Source organism: Undibacterium sp. KW1, from assembly GCF_009937955.1.
GTDB lineage: Bacteria > Pseudomonadota > Gammaproteobacteria > Burkholderiales > Burkholderiaceae_D > Undibacterium.
The window spans coordinates 1,739,478-1,764,258 of record NZ_AP018439.1; the positions used below are offsets into that span (position 1 = coordinate 1,739,478).

22 protein-coding genes are annotated in these 24,781 nt (G+C 49.9%); 18 read left to right on the forward strand and 4 right to left on the reverse strand.

Going from position 1 to position 24,781, the window contains the following annotated elements:
- Positions 1-134 precede the first annotated feature (134 nt).
- Both sodB and xseA read right to left on the reverse strand, forming a co-directional pair.
- On the reverse strand, positions 135-713 hold the full coding sequence (gene sodB, locus UNDKW_RS07650; RefSeq protein ID WP_162058210.1) for a superoxide dismutase [Fe]: 579 nt from the start codon (positions 711-713) through the stop codon (positions 135-137).
- 171 nt (positions 714-884) lie between these two features.
- Positions 885-2,246 carry an exodeoxyribonuclease VII large subunit gene (gene xseA / locus UNDKW_RS07655; protein WP_174247575.1) on the reverse strand — a complete coding sequence of 454 codons (1,362 nt, stop codon included), beginning with the start codon at positions 2,244-2,246 and terminating at the stop codon, positions 885-887.
- 1,231 nt (positions 2,247-3,477) lie between these two features.
- Between xseA and UNDKW_RS07660 the strand changes: the two genes are divergently transcribed.
- The 18 genes from UNDKW_RS07660 to UNDKW_RS07745 all read left to right on the forward strand — a co-directional run bounded on the left by UNDKW_RS07660 (position 3,478) and on the right by UNDKW_RS07745 (position 24,121).
- Positions 3,478-4,083, forward strand: coding sequence for a MotA/TolQ/ExbB proton channel family protein (locus UNDKW_RS07660; protein ID WP_162058212.1), 606 nt, complete (start codon positions 3,478-3,480; stop codon positions 4,081-4,083).
- Between the two features lie 2 nt (positions 4,084-4,085).
- Positions 4,086-4,529 (forward strand): biopolymer transporter ExbD, encoded by a 444-nt coding sequence (locus UNDKW_RS07665; protein WP_162058213.1) that lies wholly within the window; start codon positions 4,086-4,088, stop codon positions 4,527-4,529.
- A gap of 118 nt (positions 4,530-4,647) precedes the next feature.
- Positions 4,648-5,688 carry a tetraacyldisaccharide 4'-kinase gene (gene lpxK, locus UNDKW_RS07670; protein WP_162058214.1) on the forward strand — a complete coding sequence of 347 codons (1,041 nt, stop codon included), beginning with the start codon at positions 4,648-4,650 and terminating at the stop codon, positions 5,686-5,688.
- A complete protein-coding gene (locus UNDKW_RS07675) occupies positions 5,669-5,863 on the forward strand; it encodes a Trm112 family protein (protein ID WP_162040499.1) in 195 nt (64 codons plus the stop codon). Before lpxK ends, UNDKW_RS07675 begins: the two co-directional genes overlap by 20 nt.
- A gap of 5 nt (positions 5,864-5,868) precedes the next feature.
- Positions 5,869-6,627, forward strand: a complete 759-nt coding sequence (kdsB, locus tag UNDKW_RS07680) for a 3-deoxy-manno-octulosonate cytidylyltransferase (RefSeq protein ID WP_162058215.1) — start codon at positions 5,869-5,871, stop codon at positions 6,625-6,627.
- A 195-nt stretch (positions 6,628-6,822) separates the two neighbouring features.
- Positions 6,823-7,479 carry an adenylate kinase gene (gene adk / locus UNDKW_RS07685; protein WP_162040501.1) on the forward strand — a complete coding sequence of 219 codons (657 nt, stop codon included), beginning with the start codon at positions 6,823-6,825 and terminating at the stop codon, positions 7,477-7,479.
- Positions 7,480-7,742: 263 nt separating this feature from the next.
- The gene (locus UNDKW_RS07690) at positions 7,743-9,956 is read left to right on the forward strand and encodes a sodium-translocating pyrophosphatase (protein ID WP_162058216.1); all 2,214 of its coding nucleotides are present in this window, start codon (positions 7,743-7,745) and stop codon (positions 9,954-9,956) included.
- A gap of 221 nt (positions 9,957-10,177) precedes the next feature.
- Entirely contained in the window at positions 10,178-10,936 is a 759-nt protein-coding gene (locus UNDKW_RS07695; protein ID WP_162058217.1) for a 3-hydroxyacyl-CoA dehydrogenase, read from the forward strand.
- A gap of 260 nt (positions 10,937-11,196) precedes the next feature.
- A complete protein-coding gene (locus UNDKW_RS07700; protein WP_162058218.1) occupies positions 11,197-12,411 on the forward strand; it encodes a patatin-like phospholipase family protein in 1,215 nt (404 codons plus the stop codon).
- A 148-nt stretch (positions 12,412-12,559) separates the two neighbouring features.
- Positions 12,560-12,937 (forward strand): ribonuclease domain-containing protein, encoded by a 378-nt coding sequence (locus tag UNDKW_RS07705; RefSeq protein ID WP_162058219.1) that lies wholly within the window; start codon positions 12,560-12,562, stop codon positions 12,935-12,937.
- 41 nt (positions 12,938-12,978) lie between these two features.
- Entirely contained in the window at positions 12,979-13,377 is a 399-nt protein-coding gene (locus UNDKW_RS07710) for a barstar family protein (protein ID WP_162061831.1), read from the forward strand.
- 89 nt (positions 13,378-13,466) lie between these two features.
- A complete protein-coding gene (purN, locus tag UNDKW_RS07715; protein WP_162058220.1) occupies positions 13,467-14,072 on the forward strand; it encodes a phosphoribosylglycinamide formyltransferase in 606 nt (201 codons plus the stop codon).
- A 139-nt stretch (positions 14,073-14,211) separates the two neighbouring features.
- Entirely contained in the window at positions 14,212-15,522 is a 1,311-nt protein-coding gene (locus UNDKW_RS07720) for an RsmB/NOP family class I SAM-dependent RNA methyltransferase (RefSeq protein WP_162058221.1), read from the forward strand.
- A 49-nt stretch (positions 15,523-15,571) separates the two neighbouring features.
- Positions 15,572-16,870 (forward strand): mechanosensitive ion channel family protein, encoded by a 1,299-nt coding sequence (locus tag UNDKW_RS07725; protein WP_162058222.1) that lies wholly within the window; start codon positions 15,572-15,574, stop codon positions 16,868-16,870.
- A gap of 146 nt (positions 16,871-17,016) precedes the next feature.
- A complete protein-coding gene (locus tag UNDKW_RS07730; RefSeq protein ID WP_162058223.1) occupies positions 17,017-18,219 on the forward strand; it encodes an acyl-CoA desaturase in 1,203 nt (400 codons plus the stop codon).
- A gap of 252 nt (positions 18,220-18,471) precedes the next feature.
- Positions 18,472-19,092: an ANTAR domain-containing response regulator gene (locus UNDKW_RS07735; protein WP_162058224.1), complete on the forward strand. Its 621-nt coding sequence runs from the start codon at positions 18,472-18,474 to the stop codon at positions 19,090-19,092.
- A gap of 608 nt (positions 19,093-19,700) precedes the next feature.
- Positions 19,701-20,744, forward strand: coding sequence for an HD domain-containing phosphohydrolase (locus UNDKW_RS07740; protein WP_162058225.1), 1,044 nt, complete (start codon positions 19,701-19,703; stop codon positions 20,742-20,744).
- An 86-nt stretch (positions 20,745-20,830) separates the two neighbouring features.
- On the forward strand, positions 20,831-24,121 hold the full coding sequence (locus UNDKW_RS07745) for a response regulator (protein ID WP_162058226.1): 3,291 nt from the start codon (positions 20,831-20,833) through the stop codon (positions 24,119-24,121).
- A 174-nt stretch (positions 24,122-24,295) separates the two neighbouring features.
- Here UNDKW_RS07745 and rpmG read toward each other — a convergent pair whose 3' ends face one another.
- Positions 24,296-24,463 (reverse strand): 50S ribosomal protein L33, encoded by a 168-nt coding sequence (gene rpmG / locus UNDKW_RS07750; protein ID WP_110257750.1) that lies wholly within the window; start codon positions 24,461-24,463, stop codon positions 24,296-24,298.
- Positions 24,464-24,488: 25 nt separating this feature from the next.
- Positions 24,489-24,725, reverse strand: a complete 237-nt coding sequence (rpmB, locus tag UNDKW_RS07755; protein ID WP_162040513.1) for a 50S ribosomal protein L28 — start codon at positions 24,723-24,725, stop codon at positions 24,489-24,491.
- Positions 24,726-24,781 lie beyond the last annotated feature (56 nt).

The following is a 24,781-nucleotide window of genomic DNA, read 5'->3' on the forward strand; positions in this document are numbered from 1 at the left end:
TCATTTGAGCCATGATCTTCGCATAAACAGCTTGCATGATGGATGAAAAAAACCTGCGGTGCTGATGCATGCGCAGGTTTTTTTTCATCTGTGCTGTATATGTCACGACGCAACGGGCATCACGACAAGCTGGCTCAGCCCAGGTTTGCTGTGGCAAATTCCCAGTTGACCAGTGCCCAGAATGCTTCCAGGTATTTTGGACGTGCATTGCGGTAGTCGATGTAGTAAGCGTGTTCCCACAGATCGCAAGTCAGCAATGGCGTGTCTGCTGTTGTCAGTGGTGTTGCTGCATTGGATGTGTTGACGATGTCCAGTGTGCCGTCGGCTTTTTTGACCAGCCATGTCCAGGAAGAACCGAAATTGCCTACGCAAGACTTGGTGAAAGCTTCTTTGAATGCATCGAAAGAACCCCATTTGGCATTGATGGCATCTGCCAGTTTGCCACTTGGTGCGCCGCCGCCATTAGGTTTCAGGCCATTCCAGTAGAAAGTGTGGTTCCAGATCTGTGCTGAGTTATTGAAAATGCCGCCAGAAGATTTCTTGACGATTTCTTCCAGTGTGGAGTTTTCAAATTCTGTACCCTTGATCAGGTTGTTCAGATTGGTCACATAGGTTTGATGATGCTTGCCATAGTGATATTCCAGAGTCTCCTGGGAGATATGTGGAGCCAAAGCATCCAGTGCATAAGGCAGTGCCGGTAAGGTATGTTCCATATCGTGTCCTTTTATCGTGAGTTCATCATTTCCGGCAATCCGGAAAAGCCAGACCAGCATTGTAAGCTTTTGTGCAAAAGCGTGCACGCGGCCTTATACAAATTCTATGTATATGCGCAAAATGATGACTGCAATTGGCACAGCAGGTAATTGGTTTTGTATCGGTATGGCTCAATCCAGTTTGGTTTGCACACTACTGATGCCAACTTCAGCGGTACCTGATGCCAGTCTGACTTGTATCAGTGATTGTGGTTTGAGTTCAGACGTCTTGCGCAAGGCCTTGCCTTTGTGGTCGCTGAGGATGGCATAGCCGCGCTCCAGTGTGCGTTGAGGGTTCAACAGCTCAAGTTGGCTGCGCAGGGCAGACAACTGTTGTTGCTGGCCTTCAAGGCTATGCCTTGCCGCTTGCTGCAGGCGTCTTTGCATGTCTGCCAGCAGCACCCTGGGTTTGCTCAGGTCTGGCTTGTGTGTTTGCCAGCTCAGTGTCAGTTGCGTCAGCTCATGTCTGGCCTGGCGCACCGGCAAGCTGGCGCAGAGGCTGAGGTTGCGGGCCAGGCTTGCCAGTTGCAGACGTCTGGCGGCAATGGCAGCGCTGGGGCTGAGCAGGCGGCGGCTTTGCCAGTCCAGGGTCTGGGCCTGGTCATCCAGTTGTCTGTGCATACAGCGGCTGAGTATTTGCGCCTGGCGCTGTAATAACTGTAGCCAGGCATCCCTGGGCGTGGCTGCCAGCTCGGCGGCGGCGGTAGGTGTGGCTGCGCGCAAGTCAGCGGCAAAATCGGCGATGGTAAAGTCAGTTTCATGGCCTATGCCGGCGATCACAGGCATGGGGCAATTGACGATGGTGCGGGCGACCACTTCTTCATTAAAGGCCCACAGGTCTTCCATACTGCCACCGCCACGGCAAACCAGCAAGACATCGCATTCTTCGCGGGCAGCGGCAGAGGCTATCGCCTGGGCGATCTTCATGCCTGCGCCTTCGCCTTGTACTGGAGTAGGGTAGAGGATGACGTTGACGTGTGGCGCTCGCCTGTGCAGCGCGGTCAGGATGTCACGCAGGGCGGCAGCCTGCGGGCTGGTGACTATACCTATGGTTTTGACAAAGGTGGGCAGGGGGCGCTTGCGCTCGGTGTCAAACAAGCCTTCCTGTGTCAGTTGCGCTTTCAGGCGCAAGAATGCTTCATATAAATTGCCAACGCCGGCACGGCGTATGGCCTCCACACTTAACTGATAATCGCCGCGCGGCGCGTACAGGGTGACCAGGGCACGTACTTCGACCTTGTCGCCTTCCCTGGGCTGGAAGTCGGCATATTGCGCGCGGCCACGGAACATCACGGCCCTGACCTGGGCGCCACTGTCTTTTAACGTGAAATACCAATGTCCAGACGCGGCGCGGGTAAAGTTGGAAATCTCGCCAGACACCCAGGTCAATGGCAGGTTGCGTTCCAAAAGCTGAGCAACGGCCTGATTCAGCGCCGTAACTGTCATCACGGAGGGCGTGTTTACTGGGGGAGCGTAAGGCGATTCAGGATTCATAAAGCTTGGCGGCTGAAATTCTGTCCACAGAAGCATGGATTGGTCATCAGCATGTCATTTTGCCTCTGAGATGTCAAAAGAAATGAAAGTTTACTATCTAAGTCTTTGATTTTTAATAAAAATCAATCTGCAAAAGAATGAGGCAAAATGAAAATTCCCTTTCAAATCAAGGACATTGCGCTGCATCGAGCCGCTTGTGCACAAACTTATCCACAGAAATTGTGGTTAAGCTGTTGAAAACTTTATTTTCCAGCCAGCTTAGGTGGTTTGCCTAAAATATTTGCACTGCGGTAATCTTTTTTAAAATCAAGTACTTAGTGCCTTTCCATGCGCTTTTACACAAGCTTGTCCACATATTTTGTGCAGAATAAGCTGCAATCTACAGAGAAAATGAGGGTAAAGGCAATATTTTAAACTGGCCTGTGAATAATTGGAGTTTGCCACTTTTTTAGGCGCGAATAAAAGAATGATTAAAATCAGTGACTTAGTTACATACCCTATACTTTTTCACATAGTTGTCCACATATTTTGTGCAAAAGCCTGGATTAGCGCAAATCTGGCTTATAAATACTTGTCTTAAAATTAATTTTTCTGTGGAAAAAGTATTGTGTCGCAGAAAAACTGCCGTTTGCCTGTTTTTCTGGCAGTAGGGATTAGTGATTAAAAATCAGTGACTTGTAGCATTTATTTACGGTAATGCACAATCTTGTCCACATATTTTGTGCAAAACGCAGAGCATTTTCCTAGCCACATTTTTATGCTGAAAATTTGTGCAAAAATATGCAGGATTAGATGTTTGCCTAAAATATTGGCAGTACAATAATTTTCTTTTAAATCAGTCACTTGTCATTGTGCACAAGACTTTTGCACATACTTGTCCACAAATTATGTGTAGAAAAGACGGGGCTAAAATGGAAAAAATGCTGTTTTATCCACAAAATCGCCGTGCCTAAATCTTTGGCATAGTCAAAAAAATGAAATAAATCATGAGCTTAGGTAGAATCGATGCACTTATCCACAGGCTTGCGCACAGATTTTGTGTAAAACAGTGAATATTTTCAATCTCAATACAATCGTAATAATTTGCTGTGATGACGGCAAACTTGATGCTTTTTGTTGAAAATTATGCTTTGAAACATTTTGTGCCTAGTTTTTTGCTTTGCACTCTTGCCCGCAGGCAGACAACGCGCTACATTGCGGGCTTGGATTTAGGAACCTTCAAGGAGTTAATTTGTTCGATATCATTCGTGCCGCGGGCTGGCCAATTTATTTTTTATTGATTGCCTCAGTTATAGCGCTGGCTTTAATCATAGAGCGCAGCCTTTCTTTGCGTCGTAGCCGCATTTTGCCACCTACTCTGGTCGATGAAGTCATACGTGTTTATCAGGCAGGCAAGGTAAAGCCTGAAGTCATAGAGCAACTGGCTGGCAATTCTCCTTTGGGTAAAGTACTGGCAGCGGGTTTGCGCAATGTGAATGCGCCGCGTGAAGTCATGAAAGAATCGATAGAAGAAGCGGGCAGTGCTGTTGCCCATGAACTTGAACGTTTCCTGACTACTTTGGGCACGATTGCTTCTCTGGCACCTTTGATGGGCCTGTTTGGTACTGTCGTCGGTATGATAGAAATTTTCGGTTCGCAAAATGCAACTGGCGCTAATCCGGCGCAACTGGCTCATGGTATTTCTGTTGCCTTGTATAACACTGGCTTTGGTTTGATGATCGCTATGCCTGCAATGGTGTTCTGGCGTCATTTCCGCGCGCTTGTTGATAGCATCGTCGTCGATATGGAACAGCAGGCAATCAAGTTTGTTGATGTCGTCCACAGCGCCAGGAAGTAGTCATGAATTTTCGTAAAGGAAGGGGCAGGGAAGAGCCAGAGATCAACCTGATCCCGTTTATCGACGTCTTGCTGGTAATCCTGATCTTTTTGATGGTGACGACGACGTACAGCCGTTTCACCGAACTGCAAATCACCTTGCCGACCGCTGACGCAGAAAAAGCCCAGGACAAACCGAATCAGATAGATATCGGTATTGATGCCCAGGGCCGCTACAAGATCAATAACCAGGCCGTGTCTTTCCTTGACACTCTGACTCTGGCGGAAGATTTAAAAAAAGCGGCAGCAGCGCTGGAAGCTGGCAAGACCGGTACTCAGCCTGATCCTGTGATTATCATCAATGCAGACCGTGCAACCAGCCATCAATCTGTCATCGATGTGCTGGAAGCCGCGCGTATTGCAGGCATGGCCAAGGTTACGTTTGCGGCCCAGGCAACTGCAAAGTGAAGTATGGAATGACTAGCTTGTAAGTGGAGTAGTGCTTCAGGAGCTGGCGAGAAACCGGGGATTGTTACTCCCCGGTTTCTTTTTGTAGAAAACAGCTAGAGAAAAACAAGAGAGTGACATGCGGGCAGTATTGGAAAAAGTCTTATTGAGTACCTGGCAAAAGCGCGGGCTGCTGGCCTGTTTGCTGTGGCCAGTGTCCAGGCTATTCCAGCTCATCGTCACTTTCCGTTTTGGTCTGTTTGTGATGGGCTACAAAGCGCAAACCAGATTACCCGTACCTGTGGTCGTGGTCGGCAATATCTTTATCGGCGGTACCGGCAAGACACCGCTGGTGATCTGGCTGGTGCAGCAATTAAAGCTTGCAGGCTGGCATCCGGCTGTTATCTCGCGTGGTTATGGTGTACATGCCGAGAGCGTAATTTTGCTGGATGCTACTTCGCAGCCGCAGCAAGTTGGTGATGAGCCAGTATTGATTGCTGCCAGGGCCGAATGCCCGGTAGCGGTGGGGCGTGACCGCGTTGCCGTGGCGCGTTGCGTGCTGGCAGCTAATCCGCAAGTCGATGTCATTATTGCTGACGATGGTTTGCAGCATTACGCCCTGGGGCGTGATGTTGAACTCGTGCTGTTTGACCAGCGTGGCGCTGGCAATGGCTGGCTTTTGCCAGCCGGGCCTTTGCGTGAACCCGTGGAAAGACGACGTGATTTTACTATCTGCAATATGCCAGCGCCGGAAACAGTATTTCCACCCGGGATGCCAGCAGACACCGTGCGCATGCAGTTACAGGCAGGTCAGGCTTATAGGTTGAATGATAATGCCCAGCGCAAGTCGCTGGCCGAGTTCTCGGGACAGCGTTTGCTGGCAGCGGCTGGCATAGGTAATCCACAACGATTTTTCACTATGCTGGCACTGCAGGGTTTGACATGCCAGACCAGGGCTTTTCCTGATCATCATGCCTTTGATACACAGAGTTTTAAAGGTGTTGATGCTGATTGCATCCTGATTACGGAAAAGGATGCAGTAAAATGTAGGCAAATCCCGGCTTTACTGGACGATGCCCGCATCTGGGTAGTACCAGTCGAAGCTCAACTTGATGCAGCTTTTGCCGCATCCCTGATACAAATGATTTCGGAGAAAAAGCATGGACGCACGTCTGCTTGATGTGTTGGTTTGCCCTTTGTGCAAAGGACAATTGGTTTACCAAAAAGCCAGTCAGGAATTGATTTGTTATGGCGATAAACTGGCTTACCAGATACGCGATGATATCCCCATCATGTGGGCAGATCAGGCGCGTGCGCTGACGAATGAAGAGCTTGATGCCAGACCCAAGGCATAAATTTTATGAGTTTTATCGCTATTATCCCGGCCCGGCTGGCCTCCAGCCGTTTGCCAAATAAACCGCTGGCTGACATAGGTGGCAAGCCCATGGTGGTGCGCACCGCCGAGCGGGCATTATTGTCTGGCGCCAGCGCCATCATGGTGGCTACAGACCATGCTGATATCGTCGCAGCCTGCGAGGCCCACGGTGTGCCCGTCAGCATGACGCGGCCTGATCATCCGTCCGGTACTGACCGCATTGCCGAAGTTGCTGCCAGCATGAACCTGGCAGACGATGCAGTTGTCGTCAATGTGCAGGGTGATGAACCACTGATAGATCCGGCCTTGATTGCCGCTACCGCAGCGCTGGTGAGCGCTGATGTGCCTATGGCGACTGCAGCCCATCCTATCCATGCGGTAGAAGATGGTTTTAATCCCAATGTCGTCAAGGTGGTATTGGACAAGCATGGCCGCGCACTGTATTTTTCACGCGCAACCATACCCTGGCACAGGGATGGATTTGCTGTCAGCCGCGAACAGTTCCCGCCCGCGTATTCACCTTTACGCCATATTGGTTTGTATGCCTACCGCAACGATTTCTTAAAAAAATATCCGCAACTCGCTGTTTCTCCATTGGAACAAATTGAGGCTTTGGAGCAGTTGCGGGTTTTGTGGCACGGCTATGCAATTGCTGTCCATGTGACAGCTTCCAGCCCCGCATCCGGCGTGGATACGGCAGAAGACCTGGAACGTGTCAGGCAGTTTTTCAGGGATAAGGTATAAAAAAACGGGCAAAACCCCAAGTTTTCGTGGCAAAGCATCAAGAATTGCGAAAATTGTGGTAAGTTTCGTGAAAAGAAACTGTGTTATCAAGCTAAAGAAGAAAAGCAAAAAGAGCCGTGCCTGCAATGAAACCACTGCCGGGCATGATTTGATAATACAAGTAAAAAAATTCAAACTCGTCTTAGGAAATTTAACATGCGTCTTATTTTGTTGGGAGCGCCGGGTGCCGGCAAGGGTACACAAGCCAATTACATCAAAGAAAAATACAATATTCCTCAAATCTCTACTGGTGATATGTTGCGTGCCGCAATCGCTGCTGGCACGGCTTTGGGTCTGGAAGCAAAAAAAGTCATGGACACCGGTGGACTGGTATCAGATGACATCATCATCGGCCTCGTTAAAGACAGGTTGAAACAGCCAGATTGCGCCAATGGTTATCTGTTCGATGGTTTTCCTCGCACCACGCCTCAGGCAGATGCGATGAAGGATGCTGGCGTAACGATAGACTATGTACTGGAAATCAATGTACCTGATGAAGCCATCATCGACCGTATGAGTGGTCGCCGTGTTCATCCTGGTTCTGGCCGCACCTACCACGTCAAATTCAATCCTCCAAAAGTCGAAGGCAAGGATGATGTGACAGGTGAAGACCTGGTGCAGCGCCCTGACGACAAGGAAGAAACCGTCAAGAAACGTTTGTCCGTCTATCACGAACAAACTGAAGTGCTGTTGTCTTACTATGGCGATTGGGCCAAGTCTGGTCAACCAGGCGCACCCAAGTATCGGAAGATTGCTGGCGTCGGACCGGTAGAGTCCATCCGTGACAGCGCATTTGCGGCGCTGTCCGAATAAATATTAAAAAAAGCGGACTGCATTGTCCGCTTTTTTTATAGCTATTAATTATCACTACAAGTACGGCTAAGCCCCAGCCAGTTTCTCCAAAAATATGGGCTGCGTAAAAGTTTCGCAGTGTGCAGGATTCATTTTTGTCATTTGATGCAAGGCAGTCTGGCATCAAAGTCTGAAAAATGAAGAATTGTCGTTGTTTTACTTTGTCGTTAAAAAAATGCATGTGCCCACAAGGCCAACATGCCCATAACATTGGAGGAGTCAACATGACAGCAAGTCTTTGGTTTGTCATCGCATGTGGCGTCATCGCCGTACTATATGGTTTGATATCGCGCAGCTGGATCCTGAAGCAGGATGCCGGTAATGCGCGTATGCAGGAAATTGCCGCTGCCATTCAACAAGGCGCAGCCGCCTATCTCGCACGACAGTACCGCACCATCGCCATTGTTGGCGTGGTGCTGTTCATTGCCGTCGCCGCCATACCTGGTCTGGGTTTGATTACTGCCATCGGTTTTCTGATCGGTGCGGTGTTGTCCGGTGCCTGCGGCTTCATCGGCATGAATGTGTCGGTCAGGGCAAATGTGAGAACTGCGCAGGCCGCAACCAAGGGCATGAATGAGGCGCTGGACGTGGCTTTCCGCGGTGGTGCCATCACCGGCATGCTGGTCGTTGGCCTTGGTTTGCTGGGTGTGACGATTTTTTACTGGGTATTGGTCATGAATGCTGCCGGTAGCACCCTGACGCAGCATGATGTCATCAAGCCCCTGATAGGCTTGGCTTTTGGGGCATCGCTGATTTCCATCTTCGCCCGTCTTGGTGGCGGTATCTTTACCAAAGGGGCGGACGTTGGTGCTGACCTGGTCGGCAAGGTAGAAGCCGGTATCCCTGAAGATGACCCGCGCAACCCCGCCGTGATTGCCGACAATGTAGGTGACAATGTTGGTGATTGCGCCGGTATGGCCGCCGACCTGTTTGAAACCTATGTCGTGACCCTGATCGCCACCATGTTGCTGGGGGCGCTGGTGATTACCACCAATGTCACCGAAGCGATTGTTTATCCTTTATTGCTGGGTGCGGTTTCCATTCTCGCTTCGATTGTCGGTTGCTCCATGGTCAAAGCCAAGCCTGGCAAGAAAATCATGTCTGCCCTTTATACTGGTTTGTGGTGGGCTGCAGGTTTATCGCTGATCGGTTTTGCTGTTGTCACCTGGCAGGTCTGGCCTGATGAAGCGATGCGCATGAAGATGATGGGTTCAGCCCTGGTCGGTATCGTGCTCACAGGCTTGATGGTATATATCACTGAATATTACACAGGCACAGACTTCAAACCGGTACAGCATGTGGCACAGGCATCGACTACTGGTCATGGCACCAATATCATTGCAGGACTGGGTGTATCGATGAAATCGACGGCCTGGCCCGTGCTGGCTGTGTGTGTGGCTATCCTGGTGTCATTTAACCTTGCTGGCCTGTATGGCATCGCGATTGCGGCCACTTCCATGCTGTCCATGGCGGGGATTATCGTCGCGCTTGATGCCTATGGCCCTATCACTGACAATGCCGGTGGTATTGCCGAAATGTCGGAAATGCCAGCTTCTGTGCGTGCCATTACTGATCCTCTGGATGCCGTCGGTAACACTACCAAGGCAGTTACAAAAGGTTATGCAATAGGCTCAGCCGGTCTGGCAGCGCTGGTGCTGTTTGCTGATTACACCCATGCGCTGGATTCCGTTGGCAAGAGTACTTCGTTTGATTTGTCGAATCCGCAAGTCATCGTCGGCCTGTTTATTGGTGGTTTGATCCCTTATCTGTTTGGTGCGATGGCGATGGAAGCGGTGGGTCGTGCAGCCGGTGCCGTGGTGGTGGAAGTGCGCCGCCAGTTCAAGGAAATCAAGGGCATCATGGATGGCACGGGCAAGCCTGAGTATGACAAGGCTGTCGATATGCTGACGACATCAGCGATCAAGGAAATGATCATCCCTTCGCTGTTGCCTGTCATCGTGCCTATCCTGGTTGGCATGCTGCTGGGACCAGCTGCGCTTGGTGGTTTGTTGATGGGGACCATCGTGACAGGCTTGTTTGTCGCTATCTCCATGACTACCGGCGGCGGTGCCTGGGATAATGCCAAGAAATACATAGAAGATGGCCATTTTGGTGGCAAGGGTTCGGAAGCACACAAGGCTGCCGTGACGGGGGATACTGTTGGCGACCCTTACAAGGACACAGCTGGCCCGGCAGTCAACCCGCTGATCAAGATCATCAATATCGTGGCGCTGTTGCTGGTGCCCTTGCTGCCAGCAGCAGGACCGACGAACGCAGCGGGTAGTCATCTCAGTCAGCCTGTACAGACTGCAGCTCCCGCAGCATCGGCATCTTCTGCATCGGCCAAGCTTGCAGCCCCCGTCGCATCTGCAGTGTCAAGTCCGGCAGAGGTGCCGCCGCCTCCAGCTATGGCTGATCCGGCATCTGCGAGTAAATAAGCAGCAGCCTGCTTGAAAAGAAAGTAATGGAAAGTGGTGGCGAGTATATCGCTGCCACTTTTTTATTTTTGCGCGAAGAAGATTATTCGCTACAATACGTGGATGTGACGTTTACGTAAACGTAATCATGCGTAATCGTGGATGCAACTAGTGGATACAAATAAGTGCCATCCCCACAATCCGATTAATGTGCTCATAGACAATAGCCTGGAGAGACAAACATGCAAATTCAAAATCATGTATTTATTATTACTGGCGGTGCTTCCGGCCTGGGTGCTGCCACGGCAAGAATGATCGTTGCCAATGGCGGCAAGGTCGTGCTGGCTGACGTGCAGGTAGAGGCAGGCGAGGTGCTGGCTGCTGAGCTGGGTGGCAAGTTTGTCAAATGTGATGTGACTTCCGAGGCCGATGGCAAAGCAGTCGTCGAGGCGGCAGCTACTCTGGGCACGCTGCGCGGCCTGGTCAATTGCGCTGGTGTTGCACCCGCAATCAAGACTGTCGGTAAAGATGGCCCGCATCCACTGGATGTATTCCAGCGCGTGGTCAATATCAACCTGATCGGCACTTTCAATATGTGCCGTCTGGCAGCAGATGCCATGGGCAAGACTGAAGCCGCAGAACATGGCGAACGCGGTGTCATCATCAATACAGCATCGGTCGCTGCTTATGATGGCCAGATTGGTCAGGCAGCTTATGCTTCTTCCAAGGCAGCAGTCGTTGGTCTGACCTTGCCTATGGCTCGTGATTTGTCACGCAGCGGCATCCGTGTGATTACAATTGCGCCGGGTATTTTTGAAACCCCAATGCTGCTGGGCATGCCGCAAGAGGTACAGGATGCTCTAGGCAAGATGGTGCCGTTTCCTCCGCGCCTGGGCAAACCGGATGAGTATGCAAATCTGGCCAAGACGATTATTGAGAATGTGATGCTGAATGGCGAAACTATCCGTTTAGACGGGGCCATACGCATGCAACCCAAGTAGTAAGTGCTGATAAAGCTACTGCGCGTCACGATTTTGAGCCTGCTGTTTTTGGAAATTCGTCGTCGTACTAAAGTACGACTGCGCTTCTTAACTCAAACTCGTGGCGCTCGCTACGCTTTCTCAACGCTTCACGAGCCTCAGTGTGCTGACAAAAAATTGCTGTTGTATTTGCAGAGCATGATTCTTTCACTGTGCCGTGCAGCATGACAAATTGCTAGGGGGCTACTACACTAGGGCAAATCTGGATTTGCCCTTTTTTTATGCCTAAACAAACGAGCAATAACGCGGGAACAGGATTGATCTTGACGGGTGGTGGGGCGCGTGCGGCCTATCAGGTTGGGGTGCTGCATGAGATTTCGGACATTCTGGTGGAGTCTGGCTGGCATCCTGCCAGCAATCCTTTTGGCATTATCTGTGGTACTTCGGCTGGGGCGATCAATGCCACCTCGCTGGCCTGTGGGGCAGATAACTTTGCTGATGCAGTCGGGCGCATGCTGCATATCTGGGAAAATTTCGAAGCGGCGCAAGTCTATCGTGCCGACTCTCTTGGTGTCATGCGCAGCGGCGCGCGCTGGCTGACCTTGTGGTCATTTGGCTGGTTGCTGAATAAGTGGCGCAAAGCACCACCAAATTCGCTACTGGATAATTCTCCACTGGAAGCCCTGCTGACCCGCATGCTGGACCTGGGCAGTCTGGACGCTGCATTCAACAATGGCAGCCTGCATGCGCTGGCGGTTACGGCCTCTTCTTATACGGCTGGGCAGCATCTGACTTTTTACCAGACCCTGGCCGATATTGAACCCTGGGTCAGGAGCCAGCGACTGGCGCAGCGTGATTTCATTGGCGTCCAGCATTTGCTGGCATCTGCTGCCATTCCTTTTATTTTTCCTGCAGTGCCGCTGAACTGGGGCGGGCGTATGGAGTACTGTGGCGATGGTTCCATGCGTCAGTTGGCACCAATATCACCGGCCATCCATCTGGGTGCGCAAAAAGTGCTGATCGTCGGTGCTGGCCGTTTGACTGAGCCGCCCAGCGTCAATACTGAAGTCGCACGTTACCCCAGTCTGGCGCAAATTGCCGGTCATGCCTTGTCCAGCATTTTTCTTGATAGCCTGGCTGTGGATATAGAAAGGCTGATGCGCATTAACAAGACCTTGTCGATGTTGCCAACAGAATTACTGGAAAAAACACCTTTGCGGCCGGTCGATCTGCTGGTCATCGCACCATCTGAGCGGCTGGACGAAATTGCCAGTCGTCATACCAACAGCCTGCCTTTACCTGTGCGAACCATGCTGGGCGGCATAGGCGCTACAGAGGCGCGCGGTTCGGCGTTGGCCTCTTATCTGCTATTTGAATCAACCTACACCAAAGAATTGATTGCACTCGGGCGACGTGATACCCGCGCCAGGGTGGATGATGTCCTACACTTCTTTGGGGTTGATACAAAGGTACGCACATCAGCGCGATTAGTTTGATTTCAACACAACTTTGCCTCAAGGCATGTTGTCGCAAATGTGACAGGCGCATGAATTAATGCATTGTAACATCTGCAACAATGGTTGATTCATCATCGACAAACCGTTACTCTATGCGCTGTTTAAGCGTGTGCGGATAGACAGAATAATGATAAATCCAACATTTTTTAAAAAATGGCTGGTATTCCTGACGCTTGCTTTGCTGGCTGCAACCAGCTTTGCCAAGGACAATAATAGTCTTGGTCAGGTTGCTGTTGCAGAATTGCCTAAAGAGGCACAGACCACACTCAAGCTCATCAAGCAGGGCGGCCCATTTCCTTATGACAAGGATGGCGTTGTGTTCGGTAATTATGAATCCAGGTTGCCCAAGCAAAAGCGTGGTTACTATCATGAATACACGGTAAAGACGCCACGCGCCCGCAATCGTGGCGTGCGCCGCATTATTGCCGGAGCAGATCCCCAGACATCGGGCGAATACTATTACACGGAAGACCACTACGAGAGTTTTCGAAGAATTAAAGAGTAAATAATTAAAGAGTAAATATGATCTCAGCAACCGAGGGAGAAATAGATTTGTTGGCAACGGTAGCGCCGAATGTGGTGCAATCCATACGTGCTTTCCGTGTACCGGATTTACAGGCAGAAGCAGCCAAACTGGGCCAGCATTTCCTGTATGCCTATTGCCTTGAGGCGGCGACCAAGCAGCAAGTGCTGGGGAAGATAGCCTTGTCTTTTGGTTTCCCCAAGCCCATGTGCCGCAACCTGGATGCCTTGTCAGATTGCCTGACTGACATGATTTACAAGGCGGGCCCACAGGCTGGGTTTTTGATTGTGCTTGAGCAATTGCCAAATACACAAAAATTTGACAAGGAAGCACGTGAGTCGCTGCTGGACGTGTTCCGCGACGCAGCCGATTTTTGGGCTGACAGAAAAGTCGCTTTCCGGGTGTTTTACTCCTTCGAATAGCATTTTCATATCCCGCAGAATAGATGCCGGTAAGCAAATGCTGGCATTTTTATTTGGGACTAGACCCCTGTCAGCGGTACAATGCCGCCATGAAAAAGATTGTTATCCTCATTTCTGGTCGTGGCAGCAATATGCAAGCCATTGTTGAAACTGCCGCAAAACAGCAATGGCCCGCGCAAATCGCTGCCGTTATCAGCAACCGTGCCGATGCAGGTGGCCTGGAGTATGCAGCCAGCCGTGGCATACCAACTGCCGTAGTGGTCAGCAAGCAATTTGCCACGCGTGAGGCATTTGATGCCGCCTTGCAGGCAAAGATAGATGAATTCGCCCCTGACCTGGTTGTCCTGGCTGGCTTCATGCGTATACTGACGGCAGGTTTTGTCGAGCACTATGCAGGCAGGATGTTGAATATCCATCCGTCCCTGCTGCCTAGTTTTGTCGGTCTGGCAACGCATCAGCAAGCCATAGATGCGGGTGTTAAAGTGCATGGAGTCACCGTCCACTTTGTGACCGCCGAACTGGATCATGGTCCCATCGTTGCCCAGGCAGTTGTGCCTGTGCTTGACCATGATAATGAAGACACGCTGTCACACCGTGTACTCGAACAAGAGCACCAGATTTATCCGCGTGCCGTATTGCAATTTGTCGAAGGCAAATTGCGTATAGAGGGCAACCGTGTTCATATCAGTGATTAACAAGCTGGATATTCAGAAATAAGAAGCTTGATTAACCAGTTTCAGCAAAATCGCTTGCGCGGTTTGCCGTCAGTATTAACTAGCAAAAAATAGTAACAAGGCCCGTCCGGGCCATATCAGCATATCAGAAGGAAGCAGCATGAGATTACCTCCAGCCATACTCGTCAATACCGAAGAAGTATTACGTGAGATTCTGCGTTTTACCGGCCCGGCAGATGGCACTTTGTCGCGTTATTTCCGTGATCACCCACGCCTGGGTTCACGTGAACGTGGCGTAGTTGCGGAGGCTGTGTACGGCTTGCTGCGCAATAAAGCGGTGTATACCAATTTTTCTGAGTCCGGCATAGGTTCTCCTATGCGCCGCCTGAGCCTGCTGGGTCTGGCTGATGCCGTTGGCGTTGATGCTCTCGGTGGCTTGACAGAAGATGAAACTGCCTGGCTGCAACGTGTCATGGAAATTGACCGCACGCACCTGCCTTTGATGATGAAGGCTAATTTGCCAGAATGGCTGTGGACAAAATTGCTGGAACGCTTTGGTGAAGAAGATGCTTTGGCGCTGGCCATGTCCCTCAATACCCCGGCGCCACTGGATTTGCGTGTCAATACCATCAAAGGTGATCGCGAAACCGTCATCACGACATTGGCGCAAGCACCTATCATCGCTGAGCCTACGCCATATTCCAGCACAGGTTTGCGGGTACGTAAAAAACCATCCATCCAGAACCTGCCTTTATTCAAAGATGGCACGATAGAAGTTCAGGATGAAGGCAGTCAGTTACTGGCGCAACTGGTGGGTGCCAAGCGCGGTGAAATGGTGGCCGATTTCTGTGCCGGCGCCGGTGGCAAGACTTTGGCACTGGGTGCATTGATGCGCAATACCGGTCGTCTGTATGCTTTTGATATTTCTGAAAAACGCCTGGCCAAACTGAAGCCACGCATGGCACGCAGTTGTTTGTCGAATGTACACCCGGTCGTCATCGCGCACGAAAAAGACGCCAAGATCAAACGTCTGGCAGGTAAGCTGGACCGCGTGCTGGTTGATGCTCCTTGTAGTGGTCTGGGTACCTTGCGCCGTAATCCTGATGTCAAATGGCGTCAGACGCCAGAAGGCGTGGCAGAGTTGAATGTCAAGCAGGCCTCCATCCTGGCCAGTGCTGCGCGCATGGTCAAGCCGGGCGGTCGTCTGGTGTATGCAACCTGCAGTATTCTCGATGAAGAAAATGAAGGTATAGTCCAGGCTTTCCTGGCTGAGCATGCTGATTATGCATTGGTGCCTGCGTCTCAGGTATTGGCTGAGCAAAAAGTGGATCTGGAAATGGGTGACTATCTTAAACTCTATCCTCATCTGCATCAGACTGATGGTTTCTTTGCAGCGATACTGGAACGCAAAAAAGCACCAGCCAAAGTTGTGCCAGAAGCGGCTGATCCAGAAATGGCAGCAGAAGATTAATTTCCATCCTCCGTTCCAGGTCTCCAAGTACGCACCGTAAGTTCCGCCTATGAGCACACCTTTACTTGCCAGTTTATTGTCTGATTTATCCAAGGATCTGGGCCAGCCTGATTTTTACTGGCAAGTTGGGGTGGTTGTTCTTTGCTTTGGCCTCGCATGGGTTTTGTCGCGTGCCCTGAGGCGCAGTTTTACTGCCAAAGACACTGATTCCGATGTCGTGAAGCTGGGAGTGGAAAGCTTCACCCGCGTACTCTCGCCGACCCTGGCGCTGATTTTTATCCTGATTGCAAAAATGATTTTAGGCAAATGGCAGCATACGCATTTGCTGTCCTTACTGTTCCCCATTATAGGTTCATTGGCACTGATAAGATTTGCCTTCTATGTGGTGCGGCAAACTTTTGCACGTGATGGTTATATAGGCAATTTCCTTGCCGCATTTGAAAAACTGTTTGCTGGCCTGGTCTGGCTGGGTGTCGTCCTGCATTTCACTGGTCTGGGTCTGGAGTTGTTTACTGCCCTCGATGAAGTTTCCGTGCCTTTAGGTAAAAACAAGGTATCGCTGCTGACCATATTGCAGGCCGTGGCTTCAGTCGTGGTTACCCTGGTTGTTGCCATGTGGGCCAGTGCTGCGCTCGAAAAACGCCTGATGCAGCTGCCGGATGCGCATTCTTCACTGAAGGTGGTCTTGTCACGGGTGAGCAGGGCAGTATTTATCCTGTTGGCCATACTCATCAGTCTGACCCTGGTTGGCATAGACCTTACCGTATTGTCTGTATTTGGTGGTGCGCTGGGCGTGGGCCTGGGTTTTGGCTTGCAGAAAATCACCAGCAGCTATGTATCCGGCTTCATTATCCTGCTTGACCGCAGTATGTCCATAGGTGACATGATCACGGTGGATAAATATAGTGGGCGGGTTACGCAAATCAATACCCGCTATACCGTCTTGCAGGGTACCGATGGCGGTGAAGCCGTCATACCGAATGAAATGCTGGTGTCTTCACCCGTGCAGAATTATTCCCTCAGTGACAGGACGGTCGCCATGTGGACTGATATGACGGTCGGCTACGAAACGGACCTCGGAAAGATCATGCCCATCCTTGGCGAGGCTGCGGCTACTGTGGAACGGGTTTGCAAAGACCCTGCGCCCGCTGCCTATTTGCTGAAGTTTGGCGCAGATGGTTTTGAGCTGAGGGTAGGGTTCTGGATTGCCGATCCTGAAAATGGACGTTCCAGCGTCATGTCTGCAGTGAATCTTGCTTTGTGGCAGGTTTTGCAAGAGCATCAGGTGAATTTGCCCTATGGTCAACGGGTTGTGACTTTAATTAACAGTCCAGCCAAAGAAACTTGAGGCAAGGCAACAATATTAGTTCTAGAATTGGGTGAATCCCTCTAAAACCGCGTACAATGCCGTCCGATGTCTATAATGAAAAAAGTTGATGGCGTTTTTGCGAAATCAACCAAGATGCCGTCAATAACAATGGAGTACATGTCATTTTGAGCACTTTTATCGATACAGTAGTTGATTTTCTGTCCAACGGTCTGACCCGTGCGACAGCCTGGCAGGTATTTATCTTCACGATGGTCGTGACGCATATCACGATTGCCAGCGTGACAATTTTCTTGCACCGCTGCCAGGCTCACCGCGCGCTGGAATTGCATGCGATTCCCAGCCATTTCTTTCGTTTCTGGTTGTGGCTGACCACTGGTCAGGTCACCAAGGAATGGGCTGCGATACACCGTAAACATCATGCCAAGTGCGAAACTGAAGAAGACCCACACAGCCCGGTAACGCGCGGCATCAAAAAAGTCTTGTTCGAAGGCGCAGAGCTGTACCGTGCAGAATGCAAGAACCTGGAAACCATGGAAAAGTATGGCCATGGCACACCAGACGACTGGATGGAGCGCAATGTATATACCCGCTTTAGCTGGCAAGGCGTGGCCCTGATGCTGATCATCGACTTCATGCTGTTTGGTGTCGTTGGTGTCACAGTATGGGCTGTACAGATGCTGTGGATACCTGTAACTGCGGCCGGCATCATCAACGGTATTGGTCATTACTGGGGGTACCGCAATTACGATTGCACTGATGCCTCACGCAATATCCTCCCTATCGGTATTTTGATTGGTGGTGAAGAACTACATAACAACCACCATACATTTGGTACATCAGCCAAATTGTCGTCCAAATGGTATGAGTTCGACATAGGCTGGCTGTATATCCGCAGCATGGAAATCGTTGGTCTGGCCAAGGTCAAGAAAGTCGCTCCTGAACCCAAGTTCAAGGAAATCAAAACTGTCGTTGATCTGGAAACCCTACAAGCCGTGATCACCAACCGCTATGACGTGATGGCCAAATATGCCAAGTCCTTGCGTCGTGCGTGGAGTGAGGAAGTAGCAAGCTTGCGCGAGAAAGCCATGTTCGAGGCGCACATGCTGAAATCGACCAAGAAATTGTTGCAGCGTGAGCCCACCAAGCTCGAAGCGCCTCAGCAACAGCAATTGTCTGAGGTGCTGGCACATAGCCGCGCACTAAAAACCATGCATGATATGCGTGTGGAGCTGGGCCTGATCTGGGAGCGTTCCACCGTCAGCCGTGAGCAACTGGTGCAGCAATTGCAGGACTGGTGTGTACGTGCAGAAGCATCTGGCATCCAGACTCTGCGCGAGTTTTCGCTCAGGCTGCGTACTTACGCTTGATACTTACTGAACGTATGTTAAAACGGCACTTAGGTGCCGTTTTGTTTTTTTGTTCCCATAATGTATATGTCGCCCACTTGTTGCGTGCTTGTGCAAGATGGTTAAACATTGTGGCTACTCAAGAAATACTGCTAAGCAGATTAACTAACTGTTTAAGGTTTCCCTATTTGTTGGTACAGTAAAGTGTCGACAGGCAGGTGCTATGATTTACCTGATGCCTACTTGAGTGTTTAAATAACAGAAGAGGTGTACATGGTTCCCAGTGTCAATATAAAAAGCAGGATACTGTTAGTTGATGACGATGAGTTCACGCTTACGCTTCTGAGCAGGATTTTGGAGAGGGCTGACTATGAGATCATCCAGGCGCAGTGCGGTGAAGATGCATTGAATGTCATCTTGATGCAGGAGCCTGATATTGCTCTGCTTGATATCAATATGCCTGGCATGTCAGGCCTTGATCTGGCGAATCACTTACGTACTGAAACTGCTATCCCATTTATGTTCCTGTCTGCCACTTCAGATACTGAAATCGTCAAACAGGCGGTAGAGTACGGCGCGGTAGGTTACATGGTCAAGCCAGTAGATGTATTAAATATCGTTCCCACAGTTGAGGCAAGTCTTGCGCGCGCCAGAGAGATCAGGCAATTGAAGAAGAGCGAGGTTAATCTTACATCTGCGCTTGCTTCTGGCCGTGAAACCAGCATGGCGGTAGGCTTGCTGATGGCCAAATTTCAGTCTGATCGGCAAGTCGCGTTTGATGTGTTGCGTAACTTTGCCCGTTCTAATCGACGGCCTATACACGAAGTTGCAAGTATGCTTTTGCAAGCAGAAGAGACCATCAACCAATTCAAAAACCTGTTTGGTGGCAAATAGATCGACACCATCAAAAGATGGTTAAATCTTGTTTCTCTGTATTGCCGTGTGGCAAAATTCAGATATTATTCACTTCAGGCGAAGCGACTATCAGTTAATTCACCTGTCCTGTAACCATTTCCCCGTTATGGGACGTCTCATCAAATGCCGTCTGTTGTCGCCCCATTGCTGCGACCAATTGTCGGCTTCACCGGCCCAGAACCGCCGTCTTTCTCTATTCGCATAGTGTCTTGTTTTTCGCAGGCAATTGCCCATGCGTCTGCTTAAACTTGTTTTTAGTCATTTGCACGAGAATGTACGCAGATCGAAAGGAATAGATGTGTTCACAGATATTATTCAGCAGAATCTTCCGAATTCACCTGAACCAGGCAGGGCATATTCTTGCATTGGTTTTGCTATGCAAGGTGTAATCATTCAAGTTATGTCGAATAAGTTACGCCCAATGGACAATCAACGGGGCTTGTCAATTTGACTGGATAAGCGCAATAAAACGACTAAAGTAGAGAGTGCTATTTGCACTTAATAAACATCAGGCTGTGTCAGGCAAAAAGATAGTAGAAAAAACGCCTTCGATGCCAGTGTGAGTATCAAATAAATGGGAAAAAAGGATGACTGCGAAACCTAATGTATTGATCGTTGACGATAATGCCGTCAACCTGTTGCTGCTGGCGACGCTGACAGAATCTGTCAGCGGTTTTCCTGCCATAAGTTTTGATGATCCGCTCAAGGCTTGTGAGTGGTGCCAGTCAAATACCCCGGATCTTATTCTGGTTGACTATATGATGCCGGGATTGAATGGGCATGATTTCATCCGCAACGTCAGGAAGCTACCACACGGCATGGATGTCCCCATCGTCATGGTGACCACAGAAAACGAAAAGGCGGTCAGGCATGAGGCCTTGTCGCTGGGAGCAACCGAATTTCTTGCCAAGCCTGTGGATATACCTGAATGCCGTAGCCGCATACGCAATTTACTCGCCTTGCGCCACTCTCAAAATTTGATCAAGGACAGGGCCAAGCTATTGGAGCATGAGGTGCAACTGGCGACAACTGCCATCATCGAAAGGGAGAGAGAGTTAATCGTGCGATTGTCCAAGGCTGCCGAGTTCCGGGATCCAGAAACCGGGGCGCATGTGCAGAGAATGGCACATTACTCCAGGATTATTGCTAAGAAAATGGGCTTGTCTGCTGAATTTCAACAACTCTTACTGGATGCAGCTCCCATGCATGACGTTGGCAAACTGGGGATTCCTGACCATATCCTGTTAAAGCCAGGGAGACTGGATGACGATGAATTACGCATCATGCGGCGACACGCAGAAATTGGATCTGTGATCCTGGCGGGCAGTTCTGCACCTTTAATACAGTTGGGTGAGGAAATTGCCAGGACGCATCATGAAAAATATGACGGAACAGGATATCCAAATAATCTGGCTGGGGAAAATATTCCACTCTCTGGACGCATTGTGGCCGTCGCGGATGTATTTGACGCCCTGACTTCAGTGCGTCCTTACAAAAAAGCCTGGTCTGACGAGGATGCACGGAAGTTTTTGCAGGATAACGCCGGTAGCCATTTTTGCCCCATCTGTGTGGCGGCATTTATCGATGCCTGGGATGAAGTCTTGCAAGTGAAAGCAAGCTTGCAGGACTGATGACATTTTTTTAGATTCAAAATTTCTGTGAGCGGGCAGATGCTTATGGTGTCAATCCAGCCTGCGCACCTCAGTGGATAAAGCAAATGAAAACAGCCAGAAAACGCTTTCGCCGTCAGTTGATACTGATGTTCGCCCTGACACTGCTGCTGACCTGGAGCTTTGTTGCCTATGAGCTGTTTCGCAGCCGCACGCAATACTTGCAAGAGGCAAACGTCCGTACTTACGTACAGTCACAGGTATTTGCTGAGTACTCACAGTCCGTCGTCCGACGCATCAATGAAGTGTTACTGGACATACGCGGCGACTGGAATGGTAACTGGGCTGAATTCGCTGACGTCGTGCGTCGTCGTCAGGAAATCTTGCAAGATATCTCTTTCCAGGTAGCAGTGATAGACAAAGACGGCATGATGCAATTTTCAAATTTGTCAAAACCGAACGAAAAGGTGGATCTCAGCCAGCGCGAACATTTTCGTGTACACCGCGATAGTCCCGAGACCGACGCCCTGTTTATCAGCAAACCTTTAAAAGGGAAAGTATCGGGCAAATGGTCACTACAGTTCACGCGTCCCATATTGAGGCAAGGTAAGTTTGACGGCGTTTTGGTGGTATCCGTCAGCCCGGACCAATTTACTGCATTGGCAAAAAAACTCAATATGTCTGAAGGCGGTGCGGTAACAGTGTTGCGTGATAGTGGTGAGGTAATGGCACGATATCCATCCATGGAATCCGTCCTGGGAAAAGTTATCGACAACAGCTTTCTTGGATTGTCTTCCACACCTAGTCTTGCCGGGAATTATAGGCGGGTTGCTAAAGTAGATGGTGTAGAAAGGATTTACGGTTACTTTCGGATACCTGGGTATCAATTAACTTTCCTGGTTGGTGAATCGGTCGAGAGCGTATTGATGCCTTATGCGACGCACAGGAACATGGTTTTGGGTACCGCACTTGTCATCAGTTTGTGCGCCTCTTTCCTGTTTAGCCTCTTGTTTAAAACGCTGAACGCCAGGGATGGCATACAAGAGCAATTGGTTGAGCGTGAGGCTATCTTGCGCCAGTCCCAAGAAGTGGGACAGATAGGGAGTTTTTCACTGGATATCGCTCGCAAGATATTCGAGTGTTCAGACACCATGAATGCTATTTTTGGTTTGCCTGCGGAGTTTGAGAAAACCTATGCCAACTGGCTGGAAATGATTGTCCCCGAGTTTCGTGAAGCGGTTGGCAAGGCCATGAGCGCAGCCATAGAGCAGCAAACCCGGTTCAGCTATGAATATAAGATCGTGCGGCTCCTAGATGGTCGCGAATGCTGGATACAGACAGTGGGTGAAATCAAGCGGGGCTCGGCAGATCAAGCTAGGTATCTGGTCGGGATAGTTCTGGACACCACAGAGCGCAGGCTGCATGAAGAAGAATTGTTGAAGGCAAAAGAGATGGCAGAAGCTGCCAATACTGCCAAGAGTTTGTTTCTTGCATCCATGTCGCATGAGATACGTACGCCCATGAATGGAATTCTGGGGATGACGGAGCTTGCGCTTGATAGTAACTTGAATCGTGAACAGCGTCAGTATCTTAATTTGATCAAGTCGTCCGCTGATTCGCTGCTGACCATTATTGATGACATACTCGACTCGTCCAAGATAGAAGCAGGTAAGCTCGTATTGGACCATGTGGTATTTGATCTGGCCACCATGCTTGACGATGCGGTGAAAACCCTGGTCATTCCGGCTGAACAAAAAGGGCTGGAGCTGGTTGCTGATACTGATATTGACAGCCGTCATACGCTCATCGGTGATCCTGTCCGCATACGGCAAATTTTATTTAACGTGGTCGGCAATGCAATCAAGTTTACTGATAGCGGAGAGGTAGTTATCCAGGTCCGGCAAGAAGTAGTACCTGGTGGCGAGGTGCTCTTGCATTTTAAAGTGACCGATACGGGCATAGGGATAGAGCAATCCAAAATTGCCAGCATTTTTGATTCATTTTCACAGGCGGATAATTCCATTACCAGAAAATATGGCGGTACCGGCCTGGGATTATCGATTTCCTCGCGCCTTGTAGAGATGATGCACGGTCGCATCTGGGTTGAGAGTGAGTTGGGGCATGGAAGTACCTTTCATTTTGTCATCCGTCTGATCAAAGGGGGCGAAAGCCGGCTGCCATCGCTGCTACGTCTGCCTGAGCGCAAGATTTTGGTGGTGGATGACAGCACTGCCAACCGGCAATTTCTGGCGGACTCTTTTCTGGAAATGGGTATACAGGCCGTATGTGCCGAAACTGCTCAGGAAGCCTTGGGTGAGATGCTGCGCGCGCAGCGTAGCGGCAATGCCTATGACCTCATCTTAATCGATGCCCACATGCCCGGTATGGATGGATTTGCCTTGCATAAGAAGATGGCAGAAACCATGCCGCCGCTTGCCGCCAAAGTCATCATGATGATTTCTGCTGGCATACGGGGGGATGCGGACCGTTGCCGCATGGCGGGCATAGAATTTTATATGAGCAAACCTGTCAGGTTGCCGGATTTAAGATCAACACTGGTATCGGCATTGGATATGGACAGCGATAATGTTGCCGACTCAGAACAGGCTGAAAATCCAGCGCCTTCATCGGTAAAAAGATTGTCTATCTTGCTGGCAGAAGATAATTTGATTAATCAGCAACTGGCTGTACGGCTACTTGAGAAGTCCGGGCACAGTGTCAAAGTCTGTGACAATGGCCAGGATGCCCTGAGTTTGGTTGAAACAGAAAAATTTGATGTCGTGCTCATGGATGTGCAAATGCCCGTGATGGATGGCATAGAGGCTTGCCTGGCAATCCGTGCCAGGGAAGAGCTGCGCGGCGGGCATCTGCCTGTCATTGCAATGACCGCCAACGTCATGGATGGGGACAGGGAGCGTTGTCTTGCTGCTGGTATGGACGATTATCTATCCAAGCCGATACAGTCAAAAAAACTGATGGATTGTATTGAAGCGGTATTGAGTGGACATCGGATAAGTCAGTTACTGGATGATCATTCGGGAGATGTTCTGCAGGTGTTACCTGAATTTGATTATGCAAAAGCCCTGGAAAAAACGGATGCTGAAGTGCTCGATATTGTGGGCAAGCTGGCTCTCACGAACATACCAGCCCAGCTTGCAGAAATTGCATCTGCATTGCATGCCAGCCATTTATCAGACCTGCAGCGCGCCGCCCATACTCTTAAAGGGGTTATGGGATACTTTGGAGCTACGCCCATCGTCGAATATGCGAAAAGAATTGAATTGAGTGCCAAGCAGGGGGAGTTGGAGGTGGCCCAGCGGCATTTTCAGTTATTGGAAGTGGAAACCAGAAAATTTCTGGTTCATTTGACGGATAAATTGGGAAAGCATGAGTGTTAGTTCTCTGGACATGTCACCTGTAGTCGCGATGAAAGTTACGTCCGGAGGAACTTGAGCTTCTTGCTTGAGGTCTTGATTGCTGCTCACTTATGCATATTCATCATCAAGCCATTGGATTCAGACATAAAAAACCCTGCAATGCAGGGTTTTTTATGTCTACAAAACTTACCAGAATTACTTGATTTTGGTTTCTTTGTAGATGACGTGCTTGCGTGCTTTAGGATCAAACTTCATGATCTCCATTTTTTCAGGCATAGTGCGCTTGTTTTTGGAGGTTGTGTAGAAGTGACCTGTACCAGCAGTCGATTCCAGCTTGATTTTGTCGCGACCAGATTTAGCCATGATATTTTCCTAACTATAGTTTAGCTTAAACTTTTTCGCCGCGAGCACGCAGGTCAGCCAAAACGGCATCGATGCCGATTTTGTCAATGACGCGCAGGCCAGCATTGGACAAACGCAGAGAAACCCAACGGTTTTCTGATTCTACGAAAAAGCGACGATTTTGCAGATTAGGCAAAAAGCGGCGTTTTGTTTTGTTGTTAGCGTGGGATACATTGTTGCCAACCATTGGCCCCTTCCCAGTCACTTGGCAGACACGTGCCATGTTTTACTCCTTAGACGATTCCGAAATTGGAAAAACGCAAGTATAAACAAAATTCC